Source organism: Planococcus sp. RAB007_Raresut, from assembly GCF_057369535.1.
Window position 1 is genome coordinate 104,482 of record NZ_JBXYIF010000004.1, and the last position, 13,938, is coordinate 118,419.

Sequence of the window (13,938 nt, forward strand, 5' to 3'; positions counted from 1 at the left end):
ACATCTTACTCCTTCTTTTCCAATCTCATCCAAATTAACTTTCCGATTGGGTAGTTCAGAAAAATTAATAATTTGTTACCAAAACTTAGATTACTTAAATCTCTATTTTTATTTGAATAAATTCTGCTTACATTGTAATGTACTGCATTTTTTATTCTGAATAAAAGTGATGGAGAAATTTTTAACATTAAGAGCCTGTACTCACAATAGTTATTAGGGGCTGTTTTGTATTTTTTTCTAATGTTATTTGTAATACCATCAGGTAGGTACTCGACATATTTTAATTTTTGGTTAGTTAAACTGAATTTATATTTCCCGCTCATTTTATATAATTGATAACTCGGTGGCATATGTTTATCTTCATTGTCAGGAAAAGGAAATTTTTTAAGGAGAGAAGTAACAAAAAAAATAGCCTTATCACCTTTCATCTTATATTTAAATATTAACTCTTCCCAACTTGCAAAAATTAGTTTTTCAGAAAACAAGCTTCCAATTATTTCATTATTTTCATAAGTATCTAATCCAATTACACCTGCAATATTCCGATCTTTAATAACAGAATATTTTTTTAGAATAGACTCCACAGTTTCATCATAAAACCAGTCATCTGAATCCAAACAAGTAAATAATTCACCTTTTGAATATTCAACCCCAGTATTGTGTGCAATATGTTTACCTCTATTATTCTGATAAATATACGTAATTGGAATTTTTCCTTCTGAAATAAATTTATCGACTACTTCTCGTGTGTTATCGGTGGAACCATCATCCACAATTATCCATTCAAAATCGTTGCTTGTTTGTCTCAATAAGCTGTTATATAAACGACCAAGGGTATATCCTCTATTAAACGTAGGGGTAAAAACTGTTAACAAAATGAATAAACCTCCTTTTTCTTATATTTCTTTTATTTTTCTCGCTGGTATCCCACCATAAATTGAATTTCCTTGTACACTTTTAGTTAGAACGCCCCCGGCAGCGATAATACTTCTATCACCAATAGATATATTAGGGAGAATTCTACATCCGCTCCCTATCCAAACATCACTACCAATTTTAATTTTCCCTTTTTCGACTGGGTTATATTTAATTTCAAGGGCGGCATCCGTGTATGTATGATTAAACGAAATAATTGAACAGTGGTTTGATATCGAAACACTATCTTTTATTTCAATTTCACCATATCCATCTATATAACAAAAAGCATGAATACTAATATTACTTCCAAAATCGATAGTTTCTTCATTTTTAATTACAACATTTTTTCCAACAAATATATTAGTGCCACATTTTCTAGAATATTTTTTTAAAAATAAATATCTTATCAATAAAGGTATTTTACCTTCTGAGGAGCTTGAGACATTCCATAAGAAAATAAAAAAAGGTTTAGGTATTAACTTTGTTAAACTGACTACAAAATTAATTTTTTTCTCATGCTTTTCAAATAAATTTCTTCCACTCATATTATCCATCCATTCTTCAATCATGTATTTAGTTAGTGAAATAGAAATAACTATTACTAAATATGCCAATTACTATGGTTAACATTACTAAAAGCGATCGGATATATCTATTATTAGTATATGTAAATGGTAACCATAAAAGTAAAGGTATAAAAAACCACGAATATGCACTAACTCTATTTGAATAAGTTATAAACCCTAGCATTAAAAAAATTATATTGAAAGCAAGATAGACTTTGTATATTAAAATATCACTGGCATTAAATCTCTTATAAAAAACTAGTCCATAAATTACAAAAAGAAAACTAAATAATAAATAAGAAAAATCATTCAATCCTACGTTAACAGTTCCGTCTCTAGAGTATTCTGAATAACTACTTAGTATTCCTATATTATTAAGAAATACGTTCCCAAGAATTTCATTAATACCTGTAAGATAAAAAAATGTACAAAGTCCCCAAGTTACTAATAGAGATTTTACAGATATCCTAATATTTGCTATTAATATCAAAATTATTACAAATGGAAGAGCAGAATAGTGAAACCCTAAAGCTATTATTAAAAACAAATAAAAATACAACATTTTTTTAGTTTTATATAAAAAACTAATAGAAAGTAAAATGAACAACATTGCAAATCCTTGTCTTATTCCATTAATTAAGTATGGTAGTAAGAAAGGTAAAAGCATAAAACTTAAATATACATAGATTAAAGAGGATGACGATAAAAGCATTCTTTTAAGAGAAAATATTAATATAAAATTAAATAACAACCATATTATAATTAAGTATATGTAATGAGATGGCGTTACTTGATATATAATCCACGAAAGTACTAGAAATAAAGGCTCATGATCACTATTTTTAAAAACTTCATTAATGGACATATTTCCATATTCATAAAAATTCCTTACATAAATTATAGTGTCACTTATGGCTTTATCACCTGTAATAAACGAATTAATTGTAGTTGAAAATGAGAAAGTTAAAAACCCAACAAATAATATTAACAATCCAAGTTTGTTATATTTATTATTTATGTAAGTTTCATTTTTAAATAAAGAAATTCCAAATATTATAATGCAAAAGTATAAATAAAGAATCATTAAATGTCTCCTCAAAAAATATCGATATCATCTTGAAACTTTTAAAATGAATAATAAATATATTATATAAAATACGCATTCATGAATTGTATAGAAAAAGATAACTGATAAAAGATCAAAGTTTAAAGAACTTAATATTAGAACTAGCAATGTTGTAATACTTCTAACAAATTGAATTTTCGATAATAATTTCACTTTTTTTGTTACATAAAATACAACACTTAAAGGAGATATAATGAATTTGAAAAAATACGAAAAAATTATTATTTGTGAAATTTCTCCAGCTAACGCCCACTCATTACCGAAAATTATAATAAAAAGCGATTCGCCCCAAATTAATATAACCACCACTGGTAAAATCCCTACAACTGCCATAACCGATAAAGTTTTCAATAATATTTTTTTAAAAGATTTCCCTTCTCTTTCTAAAGTAGATATTTCACTTAAAAATATTTGTGACAGTGTAGAAGAAATTAATGTTAAAGGCATTCCAATTGCTCTAACTGTTAGCGAATAAAAGCCGACAACAGCTTCGGTAAAGAAGTTAATTAATATTAATACTGGAGCTTGTAAAGAAACGTTATTAAAAAAAAGAGAAGGAGTATTGTAGAATGGATACTCTATATTTTTTTTGGCGACTAAGTACAAATCCGAGTAATCAGTTTTCTTTTCAAAAAAAGTCTTATTTAACACACTTTTTTTGAAATTATGAACCAATACCAATAAGTTAGAAAATATGTGAGATAAAATTAATCCAATAAAATTTAATCCTAGCACACCGAGAAAAATAGAAAAAGAATTATTTATTAGACTTTTATAAATATTTCCTTTTGATATTATTGTAAATTCTTTTTTTCGGTTAAGATAGTAAGTTATCCCATTCAAACTACTGATAACAAATAAGGTCACTACTAATAAAAAATTAAAATTCGAGTTATAAAAACTAGTGGGTCCAATAACAAAATTAATAAGTATTTCTGAAATTACATAAAAAAATGTTACTGAAAATAAAATACAAAATCCTATAACTTTCAGCATATTTATACTTTCTCGATCACTTGACAAAGTATTTATACTATATTCATAACTTCCTGTAGTAAAAACTACTAATAAAGATATTAGTGATAAATAAAAGGAAAATACCCCAAATTCTTCTGGTGAATATAATCTAGTTAGAAAGGGAGAAGTTAATAAAGTGAACATTTGCGCTAATAGTGAAGCCGAAAAAAGATAGAGAAAGTTTTTACCAAAAGTACTTTTTTTTACTTTATCAAAAATCATATTTAAACCTCTTTGCAATGTTAATTTACCTAAATTCTTGATGAAAAATGGTATAGAAATCGAAAAATCATTAAACATACCGAATCCTTTTAATACATTTAACTTTAGTTACTAAATAGTTTTTTAGCGCTCTTTAAGCTGTACCAATTGGCAACTTATCTATGTCTACATTCTTCCGATTCGCTAACCCAATGAGTACTTCCTTAACTTCTTCATTACTCATCTCATGCAACTTCTCCATCAACAACATCAACTCAAGCTCTGCAGCCGGATTCGCTCTTCCCACATATATTTTAGGGAAAACCATTTCGCTCTGAATTTCATCCTCGTTCAATAGCTCTTCAAAAAGTTTTTCACCAGGACGAATACCCGTTTCTTTAATTGGTATATCCAACTCTGTATAGCCTGATAAGCGGATTAAGTTGCGCGCAAGATCGACAATCTTCACGGGTTCGCCCATATCCAGCACGAAGACTTCTCCACCTTCGGCTAACGTACCTGCCTGAATTACGAGACGGGATGCTTCTGGAATTGTCATGAAATATCGAGTCATCTTACTGTCTGTAATTGTAACCGGCCCGCCTGCTGCAATCTGTTTCTTGAAGAGCGGGATAACCGATCCTCTTGAGCCAAGTACGTTGCCGAACCTGACAGCTGCGAATTTCGTATCACTACGTTTTGCCAAATTTTGCACAAGCATTTCTGCAAAGCGCTTTGTTGCTCCCATGACATTCGGTGGGTTAACGGCTTTATCAGTAGAAACCATAACGAAGTTTTTCACTCCGCTGATGTGTGCTGCATCCGCAACATTCTTCGTACCGAAGATATTGTTCTTGACCGCTTCCATCGGGTTTCCTTCCATTAAAGGAACGTGCTTATGTGCCGCTGCGTGATAAACAACATCTGGCTTGTACTGTTCCATAACGGTAAACATGCGATCTCTGTCCTGTACATCCGCGATAATTGGGATGATTTCAGTATCGGGTGTCAACTTCTTACGCAACTCCATATCAATTAGGTATATTGAGTTTTCTCCATGCCCAAGAAGCAGAAGTTTCTTCGGACCAAAGCGCATAATCTGTCTGGAGATTTCTGAACCGATCGAGCCGCCTGCCCCAGTTACGAGAATCGTCTTCCCCGTTAACTGGTTCGCGATTTTATTCATATCTAACTGCACTTCATCGCGTCCAAGAAGATCTTCGATTTTTACATCGTGCATATCTGTTACAGACACTTTTCCGGTCATGATGTCTTCAATCATCGGAATTGTTTGTGTGTGGATCCCAGTATCAACACAGCGTTTCATCAGCTCTGCGCTTTCCTGTCTGCTCATGGATGGAATCGCCACAATAATCCGCTCTATTTCATTGTCTTTAACAATTTCTTCGATAGAATCGGTGCCTGAGTTCGCTACGCGGATGCCATGAATTTCATAACCATGCTTTTTGACGTCATCATCCAAATAAATGACAGGTACCAAACCGTTTTCCGGATTGGTCAATAATTGTCTTGCTACCATCTGCCCAGCTTGGCCGGCTCCAATAATCATGGTTGGCTTTAAATCGCCCGTTTTCACACGGTACTTCGAATCCCTGAAAATTCTCCAGGACAAACGAGATCCTCCAATTAATAAGAGATGAAGCATCCAGGTGATCGCCAAGGCGCGCCACAATACTTCACCTTTAAATAGGAATTGGACTATACCCACAGCAAGAATTGAAAAGCCTACAGCTTTAAAAATCAGCTTCAATTCGCCGATTGAAGCATATTCCCATACTTTACGGTAAAGACCAAAATAAGTTGCAAAAGCGTGATGGGCTGCAAAAATCGTAATAGCGCTTGCTATCAGGAAAGGCCTTTCGAAGGGATTGACCAGCGGGTGGAGGAGAAAATATCCGATGAAAATAGAGAAAAATACAATTAAAGAGTCCACCACAGCGAGTAATGATGTTCGGTTTTTCAAAGACATACAATCGCTCTTTTCTGTTATGAAATAATATTTTTTTGCATAAGCAGTGAATATATAACAAAAACTTAGTTTATAGTAACACGACTATTATACTAAGTCACTGTCGAATTGTGTCGATTGTGTTGGGAAAATCCTAGAATGGGCTGAAAACGCTAGACATTTTCAGCCCTCCATAAAAATTCAACAGAATATAGGTCTAAAGACTATAAAAATATTATTAATTATATTAAGAAAATATTTTCCACCATTTCCCTTTTTGAACAGTTTGCGGCTCCAGCACATGAAGATTTTCATTAAGCAGTATCCGATCGTTGTTCTCAAGGAAGATATCGACAAATTCATGCAGGTTCTTTTTCTCCAACAGATCCAGTCCGGCATTAAAATGGAAGGGACGTTGATCGATGCTGTGCACATCCGATCCATACACGTGGACCAAATTAGCTTCGATGAGATCAAAAGCTGTTTTCTGAATCGCTTTACCAAAATGGCCGGATACAGAACCAGCCGTCACTTGCGCCATTGCCCCGTGAAGCAATAGACGATTCAGTCGTTCAGGTTTCTCGATGATGCCCTGGTTGCGTTCGACATGCGCAATGACCGGTACATAATTGCGGGTGATCAATTGCTGGATGATCGGTACGGTATAGCCCGGCACTCCTGAAGAAGGCAGTTCTAAAAGTACATAACGCGACTCAGCCATCGTTAATGCTTTGCCTTCATCTAGTAGATCAGGCAGTTTTTCTGTTAAGCGGCATTCCTGTCCACTGTAGATTTTAAGAGGGATGTTTTGTTCAGCTAAATAACTTCGCGTATTTTCAAGCTGTAATTTTAGTTTATCCAAATCCGTTTTAAAGTTTGGGTGGTAGGCGTGAGGAGTCGCTATAATACCTGTAAGCTGTTCATCCACAGCTTTTTGCAGCAAAGCCTTTGTTTCATCCATGTTCTGTGCGCCATCATCCAGTCCTGAAAGTATATGAGCGTGCGTATCGATCACTCGGTGTTCCTCCTTAGTCGGCCGTAAATAGAGAAGTTATTTTGAGTTTCTTCTATATATACTGTAGTTTAATTTTTTTAATTTTTAATTGTAATATTTTTTACCAAATATTTCATGTCTTTTCCAAAAGAAAGAGTAAAAAGAGTCGCCTCTTTTTACTCCGTTGCGCCGTAATATTGATAATAGCTGCTGTCTTTTGGAAGTTCGAAGTTGTTTAACACAGCACCGATTATCCGGCTATTCGAAGATTCAATCGCTTCTTTCGCTTTTAATGCCATTTCTTTCTCTGTACCGCCTGAGTTGATTACAAGAATCGTTCCTTCGCATTTATTGGAAAGGATTTGACCATCCGTAACTGATAGAACTGGCGGTGCATCAAAGATGACCAGATCGTACATCCCTTTCAATTGGCGAATTAACGCATCCATCGATTTCGATGACAGCAATTCTGCCGGGTTCGGTGGAATCGGTCCACACGTTAGTAAGTCCAAACGTTCCACCGCAGTTGGGCGGATCGCTTCTTCTGCTGTAGTCTGTCTGGTTAATACACTTGATAAACCAGTTGTATTCCCTGTATGGAATGTGTAATGGGTTGTCGGTTTACGCATGTCACCATCGACCAGAAGAACTTTCTTGCCTTCCTGTGCGAATACCACGGCCAGGTTTGCCGACGTTGTCGACTTTCCTTCTGATGGCGCTGCTGATGTGACGACCATGGTGCGTATGTCTGCATCGGGTGATGAAAACGTGATGTTTGTACGCAGCGTACGGAATTGTTCAGCTACATACGAACGGGGTGTCGTGTATGCAATGAGTTTACGTGCTGTCTGCTGGAGAACTTTTTTCTTTCTGGCCATCTTTTACCCCGCCCTTCTTCTTGATGTCGTTTTATTGTCCGGTCCAAGTTCGGCTTTTTCAACAATTGGTGAAATGACACCGAGTAACGGAAGACCAAGAACGTCTTCAATATCTTGCTGGTCTTTCATTGATGTATCCAAATACTCTAATAGGAATGCAATTCCGACTCCAAGCATCAATCCGACTACTCCAGCGATTGCCATGTTCAGCATCGGGTTCGGTGCTACTGGTGAAGGATTTTCTTTCAATACTGCTGGTGAAAGAATGGTAACGTTATCGACATTCATCAATTCCTGGATGTCGTTTTCAAATACGGAAGCTGTCGTGTTGGCAATTTCTACTGCCATCGCCGGGTCTTCGTCCTGCACAGTAATGTTAACTATTTGTGATTGGTCGGCGTTGCTGACGGTAATTTTACTAGTCAACTGATCTGTTGTCATATCCAAGTTCATTTCTTCAACTACTTGATCGAGAATTGCCGGGCTCTTGATGATTCCGGAATATGTATTGATCAATTGCAAATCGGTTTGGATGTTCTGGTTCGTCAATTGGCCGGTTTCAGCAGGGCTCTGGTTGACGAGGATTTCTGTCGAAGTCTGGTAGACAGGCGTTAGGACAAGGAATGAGATGACTCCGGCAATCGTGATTGCCAGGATTGTCAGCAGCGCAATAAGGCCGAGACGCTTGCGGATCGTCTTGAAGAGATCCTGTAAACTGATAGTTTCTTCCATTTAGGTGGTAGCTCCTTTAAGGTCTTTTTTAAACAACTTATGCTAGTATAGCATAATCCATGACTATGTTAACTTCAAATTTATAAAAGATTTCTAGGCTAATAGACGGATTTATGCTATCTTTAGTTTTATATATAGTGTATTGGGAAGGAGCAATCATTGTTTTGAAAAAGCTTAGCATTGGACTATCTATACTGTTATGTGGAATTATCTTGATTTTTAGTTATGCGTCCTGGAAAGAGAAACTCGCTTCTGCCGGGAAACCTGCCGAGCAGGCAACTGTTGCCGCTCCGGCAGAAGAAACCGAAGAAGACGTGGAGGCAGTATCGGAAGAAACAGCGGATATCGATTTGGACGGGTTGACTGCTTCGATGGATTCGCAAGTCCAGGAAGTGTTCTTTAATAGGAAAGAACAAGGCGAGAAGGTTCAATTTCTAATCATTGGATCTGAAGTGATGAATGATGGCGAACCAGGTTATGCTCAACTGCTGACTGATGCTTTGGAAAGTTCATATGCAGGTTTCGTTGAAACGGAAGTCATGTCTTTTGATGGGACTTCTGAAGAATTTCTGATGAGCGGGCCGGAACTTTCGGCGGGCTATGACGTCGTATTGATGGAACCTTTTACGTTAAAGAATAACGGACGTGTAGAAATCGAGACGGAACATGTACATATCCAAAATGTGTTCGGAGAGATTTTGAGTGCTGAAAGCGACGCCGAGCTGGTCTTGCATCCGCCTCAGCCAATTTACGGCGCCCAGTTCTACCAGACACAGGTAAGTGCTTTGGAACAATTTGCGGAGATGCGCGATTATGCGTATATTAACCATTGGGTCGGGTGGCCTTCTACAGAAGATTTGACACTTAAGGAATATTTAACGGAAGACAGCAACCCTAATAATACAGGTGCCGCTACATGGGCAGATGCTTTAATCGCTTATTTCACCGGCAGCTAACGGAGGACAGACAACATGAAAAGAAGCCGACAAAAGGCTAAGAAGAAAAAATGGCCCTGGATCGTCGGGATTTTGGGACTGATCGTAATTGGTGTCGGGATTTACCTGTTCAGTGTGTATAACAGCTTCACAAATACAATGGATGAAATCCACGAACCAATTGACCGCCCTGTTTCGGATATGCGCGTTGATGAAGTGAAATTGAATGAAAAAGATCCTTTCTCTGTCCTGCTCCTTGGAGTCGATGAACGTGAAGGAGACCGCGGCCGCTCCGATACAATGGTCGTGTTGACGGTTAACCCGGAAGACAAGACAACGAAGATGGTGTCGATTCCACGTGACACGTATACCGAAATTATCGGACGCGGCATGATGGACAAGATCAACCACGCTTACGCATTTGGCGGAATTGAAATGTCGATGGCTACAGTTGAAAACTTACTTGATATTCCGATTGACTATGTCGTACAGGTCAATATGGAAGGTTTTAAAGATATCGTTGATGCAGTTGACGGCGTAACGGTTAACAGCCCGATGGCATTTGATGGCTACTCGGCTGGTGAAATCCACTTGAACGGCGACGAAGCTTTAGGCTATGTGCGCATGCGTAAAGAGGATCCACGCGGAGATTTCGGCCGCCAGGATCGCCAGAAACAAGTTATCCAAGGAATTATGCGCGAAGGCGCTTCGGTTAACAGCCTAGTTAACTATAAAGATATCTTCACGGCACTTGGCAATAACGTGCGTACGAATATGGAATTCAGCGAAATGATGGAAGTCCAGAAGAATTACCGCGATGCTGTTGGCAAAGTTGACCAGATCATCGTTGATGATGGCTACGGTGAAACGATTGATGGCATTTGGTATTATATGATGGATGAGAATGAGTTGGCTGAGATTAAGTCCACTTTGAAAGATCATTTGAATATGTAATACCGGGAACTGCAGGAAGCTCGCAAGAGCTCCTGTGGTTTTTTGTTTTAAGTAAACAAAAACTGCCCCAGTCTTCTTTCATGACTTTGGGCAGCTTTGTACATCTATTGCGCAGCGCGCAGGTTGTTAGGTGAAATTACTGCTTTTTTTTTAATATTTTGGTGTTTAAGCGGGCGAAGGTTGTATTCATAGATGAAATGCAGCACGGCTCTGCGCGGGATGTCCAGCTCTCTCGCTGTAACAGACGGCCCTTCGTCTTGGATAATATAATAATCGTATATAACATCTTTTATGCTTTTATTATATTCTTTTTCCAGTTTTTCTATGTACTCTTGGTAGGGGTGCATACTCCTCATCCCGCTTTCTAGTTATTTTATAGTATAGGCATTAGGTCCTTTTTCTATATCTTGAATTAAGTATAACGTCTTATAGTCTATTTGACTAGTCTTTTTAGCATATAATCCGAATAGATTTTTGATTTAACGCTCACTTATTGATACCAACTTGTTTGGTGATTAATTGGAAACGCGCCAATACTGAGTTTTTCCATTTTATTTAATGGAAATCTTTTTGATTTGACCGCTTTTGGTTTATAGTAAGTTATATGAATTTGAGACTGAGTAATATGGTTATAGGGAGAGGTATTTGTGATAGGATCCAGAACGTTGAGAAGGTTGAGAAATTATCTAATAAAACGAGTCGAGGCTGAAAAGCATTATTTGACGGACACGCACTTGGTGTTCGAGTTTCGATTGACCAATTTTCTGTTTATCCGCAAAGTCCACGCAGAGTTTTGGAATAACGACGAGCACCTGCCGGTTGATTTTGAATTGACCAAACGGGACACACTTAAGGTTTTTATTCCATTGGGCTATTTGGACTGGATCGAGACTGGTGCCAAAGTGAAGATTTTCATCAATAAACAGGCGGTTTGGCTGACGGAACACGTTTCTTATAAAGAAGGCGATTTTAACGAGAGTCTATTGGTGAATGAGCGTTATTTGACGACGCGTGTTAAAAAGACGCTGACGATCAGCAACAGGTTCTCCGAGTTCCGTTTCACGGGCAGCGACATTCCAGTCGCCGTATCGGATTCGGCTTATGATAAACTATGTCTTTCGTGGAAAGATGCTGTTCTGGAGAACGGTGCAGAAGTGAAACTGTACGCTTTTAAAAACCGGCAGTTTAAAATTTTGAATGCGGTTTATGATGAAGCTCCGGGGCTGTTGGTCATCGAGGATTTTCTTGAATTGACCCGTGGAATTTGGCGGCTCTTCGTGGAAATGGACGGAATGCTCCATCCCCTGTGCGCTGAAGCCAAGGATGTCGAGTCGTTCACGACGCTGCGCAATGAAATTTGGCCGGTGCGCCGCGGAAAAGCTTTCTATCTGGAAGTGCATCCAAACTTCGTACGACCTGAACGTATCCTCATCGAGAATTACGAGGACCGCTATTTCCGGATTGCCGTGACGCTTACAGCGGCAGATCTTATTGATGAAGCACATTATGCATTGTTTATGGATACACCAAAAAGCGGCAGAAACGCGACCTATCCTTTGGAGAAAATAGATGGTTCCCTGCAAGCCGTTATTCCATTGGAAGATCTGCATGAGTCTTTATTCGCGAAGCGCTTCTTTATCCTGCAGCAAAACGACAAACCGAAAGTGGCGCAGTTTATGCTCGATACACAGCAATTGAGCCAGACCGCTGTGCGCTTCAAAGTGATCACCAACTCGCAGCAAACGAAATTGCGTTTCTACAAACGGAAAGACAATTCCCTCGGCGTGAAGATCTCCCTGCCGAAACTGCGCAGAGCAGTCAACGATATTGACGGTTTCCGCCTGAATGGCTTTATCGGCTCGACGGAGGAATTCATCGATTCCACCACCTACATCCTGCTCGAAGACCGGTTGTCCCTGGAATCCCGCCAAGTGCCGATCCAGGACAAATTTACAATCGATCTGAATGAGTGGAATTTAATCGGGCTGAAAAGTAAAGACAAAACGATTTTCGACTTCTTCGTAGTAGTCGAAAATGCCAATGGTGAAGTGATTCGCAAGGAAAAGATCAAGTATTTGAAAGCTGACTACCGAAAAGACAATTACTATAGCCATAAGGTGCTGCGTGATGAAGAGCAAAACGAACATCATTTCATGATCACGACAACCCCTTTTGATAATTTGAAGATTGAAACGTTCACAGTGCCGGCGGATATCCGGATTCCTGCGGATGTCGATGTGAAGGATCCGAATGTCTGGCTGGTCGGCGAGCGCAGCAACACCGCGCAGGATAACGGCATCGTGCTATTCCAGTGGCTTCGCGAGAATACGGATATCGAAGCCTATTATGTGATTGAAGAAGACAGCCTCGACTATGAACCGATCCAGCATCTGAAAAATGTCTTGGTATTTGGTTCACCAGAGCATTTCGAAGTGGCATTCCGTGCGGGTGTGCTGCTGTGTACACATGACATCGAAAATATCTTGCCGTACAAACCGGCGCGCGGTTTCTTCGGTTACGAGAACACGAAGAAAATCTTCCTGCAGCATGGTGTGCTCGGACGCAAGAATGTCGAGTACCACAAGCGCAATTACGAGTTGCCGTTTGATCTGTTCATCGTCAGTTCAGAGCCAGAAAAAGAAGCCGTTGTTATGGAAGAAATGGGTTATGCTGAAGAGGAAGTCGCTGTTACAGGGTTAGCTCGTTTTGACCGCCTTGTGCAGAATAAAGAGCCGCGAGATATCCTGCTGATGCCGACATGGCGCGACTGGATCAATACGGACGAAGCGTTCTTGGCCAGTGAGTACTATCTTGCATACACGAACCTTATCCAGAACGAGAAGTTATTGGGCTTACTGGATGAGCACAATATCAATTTGTATTTCTATCCACATTATCGGGCGCAGAATTATTTCCAGCACGGAATAGCCGATATGCATGAGCGCATCAAGTTCATCCCGCTGGGTTCCGTGACGGTTCAGCGTCTGCTGATCCGCCATGCGCTGCTGATAACAGATTACAGCAGCGTGAGTTTCGACTTCACCCTTCTCAATAAGCCGGTTGTGTTCTACCATTTCGATGTGGACCGTTTCTTCCGCCGCGGCATCCTGCGTCCGATTGATGAGACGTTCATCGGTGGGATTGCCAGCCACGAAGAAGAATTAGTGAGCATCATCGAGGACCGGATCCTGCATGACTTTGCGAATTTCGATATCGATATATCTGGCATCATCAAGTATCAGGACCAGGACAATTGCCGACGGATTTATGAAAGTGTCCAGGGATTGCTGGAAGGTAAGCAAGTTGTGGTTGATGGTGAGTTGAGTTAAAGATTTTAAAGGGCCCTCGTGAGAGGGCTCTTTTCTTGTTAAATAACGTTTAACTTCTATAATCATTACGTTTCAGATGGACGCTTTCCGCGGGGAGCGGCCTGAGCCTCCTCATCCGCTTCGCTCCTTGCGGGGTCTCAGGACACGCTCTGGATCCCGCAGGAGTCGCCATCTGGCACTTCATTTTTTCTGTTCAGTAAAATTGTATCTACTTCTATATATTAACGAGCTTTAAGAATAGACATTTCAGATATGAAGCAAAACAGCGAAGACTCCCAGGGGATTAGAATCGGAGTTGGGCAACCAACTCCGATTCGAG

12 protein-coding genes are annotated in these 13,938 nt (G+C 39.0%); 3 read left to right on the plus strand and 9 right to left on the minus strand.

The window, feature by feature from the left end:
* Positions 1-5 precede the first annotated feature (5 nt).
* The 8 genes from AC2Q9J_RS09420 to AC2Q9J_RS09455 form a co-directional block, all read right to left on the minus strand.
* The gene (locus AC2Q9J_RS09420; protein ID WP_499039297.1) at positions 6-875 is read right to left on the minus strand and encodes a glycosyltransferase family 2 protein; all 870 of its coding nucleotides are present in this window, start codon (positions 873-875) and stop codon (positions 6-8) included.
* Between the two features lie 21 nt (positions 876-896).
* Positions 897-1,463, minus strand: coding sequence for an acyltransferase (locus AC2Q9J_RS09425; protein ID WP_499039299.1), 567 nt, complete (start codon positions 1,461-1,463; stop codon positions 897-899).
* A 28-nt stretch (positions 1,464-1,491) separates the two neighbouring features.
* Entirely contained in the window at positions 1,492-2,568 is a 1,077-nt protein-coding gene (locus tag AC2Q9J_RS09430; protein ID WP_499039301.1) for an EpsG family protein, read from the minus strand.
* 27 nt (positions 2,569-2,595) lie between these two features.
* Positions 2,596-3,849 carry a lipopolysaccharide biosynthesis protein gene (locus AC2Q9J_RS09435; protein WP_499039303.1) on the minus strand — a complete coding sequence of 418 codons (1,254 nt, stop codon included), beginning with the start codon at positions 3,847-3,849 and terminating at the stop codon, positions 2,596-2,598.
* Positions 3,850-3,982: 133 nt separating this feature from the next.
* Positions 3,983-5,818 (minus strand): polysaccharide biosynthesis protein, encoded by a 1,836-nt coding sequence (locus AC2Q9J_RS09440; protein ID WP_499039305.1) that lies wholly within the window; start codon positions 5,816-5,818, stop codon positions 3,983-3,985.
* A gap of 226 nt (positions 5,819-6,044) precedes the next feature.
* Positions 6,045-6,812: a tyrosine-protein phosphatase gene (locus tag AC2Q9J_RS09445; protein WP_101803144.1), complete on the minus strand. Its 768-nt coding sequence runs from the start codon at positions 6,810-6,812 to the stop codon at positions 6,045-6,047.
* A 155-nt stretch (positions 6,813-6,967) separates the two neighbouring features.
* Complete coding sequence (locus AC2Q9J_RS09450; RefSeq protein ID WP_499039307.1) at positions 6,968-7,669, minus strand: CpsD/CapB family tyrosine-protein kinase; 702 nt, start codon at positions 7,667-7,669, stop codon at positions 6,968-6,970.
* Between the two features lie 3 nt (positions 7,670-7,672).
* Positions 7,673-8,401, minus strand: coding sequence for a YveK family protein (locus AC2Q9J_RS09455; RefSeq protein ID WP_341201682.1), 729 nt, complete (start codon positions 8,399-8,401; stop codon positions 7,673-7,675).
* A gap of 212 nt (positions 8,402-8,613) precedes the next feature.
* Between AC2Q9J_RS09455 and AC2Q9J_RS09460 the strand changes: the two genes are divergently transcribed.
* Together AC2Q9J_RS09460 and AC2Q9J_RS09465 are read left to right on the plus strand one after the other, a co-directional pair.
* Positions 8,614-9,357: an SGNH/GDSL hydrolase family protein gene (locus AC2Q9J_RS09460; protein WP_499039309.1), complete on the plus strand. Its 744-nt coding sequence runs from the start codon at positions 8,614-8,616 to the stop codon at positions 9,355-9,357.
* A 15-nt stretch (positions 9,358-9,372) separates the two neighbouring features.
* Positions 9,373-10,290 (plus strand): LCP family glycopolymer transferase, encoded by a 918-nt coding sequence (locus AC2Q9J_RS09465; RefSeq protein ID WP_499039311.1) that lies wholly within the window; start codon positions 9,373-9,375, stop codon positions 10,288-10,290.
* A gap of 104 nt (positions 10,291-10,394) precedes the next feature.
* Here AC2Q9J_RS09465 and AC2Q9J_RS09470 read toward each other — a convergent pair whose 3' ends face one another.
* Complete coding sequence (locus tag AC2Q9J_RS09470; protein WP_499039313.1) at positions 10,395-10,637, minus strand: hypothetical protein; 243 nt, start codon at positions 10,635-10,637, stop codon at positions 10,395-10,397.
* 318 nt (positions 10,638-10,955) lie between these two features.
* On the opposite strand from AC2Q9J_RS09470, the gene AC2Q9J_RS09475 reads away from it, so the two are divergent.
* The gene (locus AC2Q9J_RS09475) at positions 10,956-13,619 is read left to right on the plus strand and encodes a CDP-glycerol glycerophosphotransferase family protein (RefSeq protein ID WP_499039314.1); all 2,664 of its coding nucleotides are present in this window, start codon (positions 10,956-10,958) and stop codon (positions 13,617-13,619) included.
* The last annotated feature ends 319 nt before the right edge of the window (positions 13,620-13,938 follow it).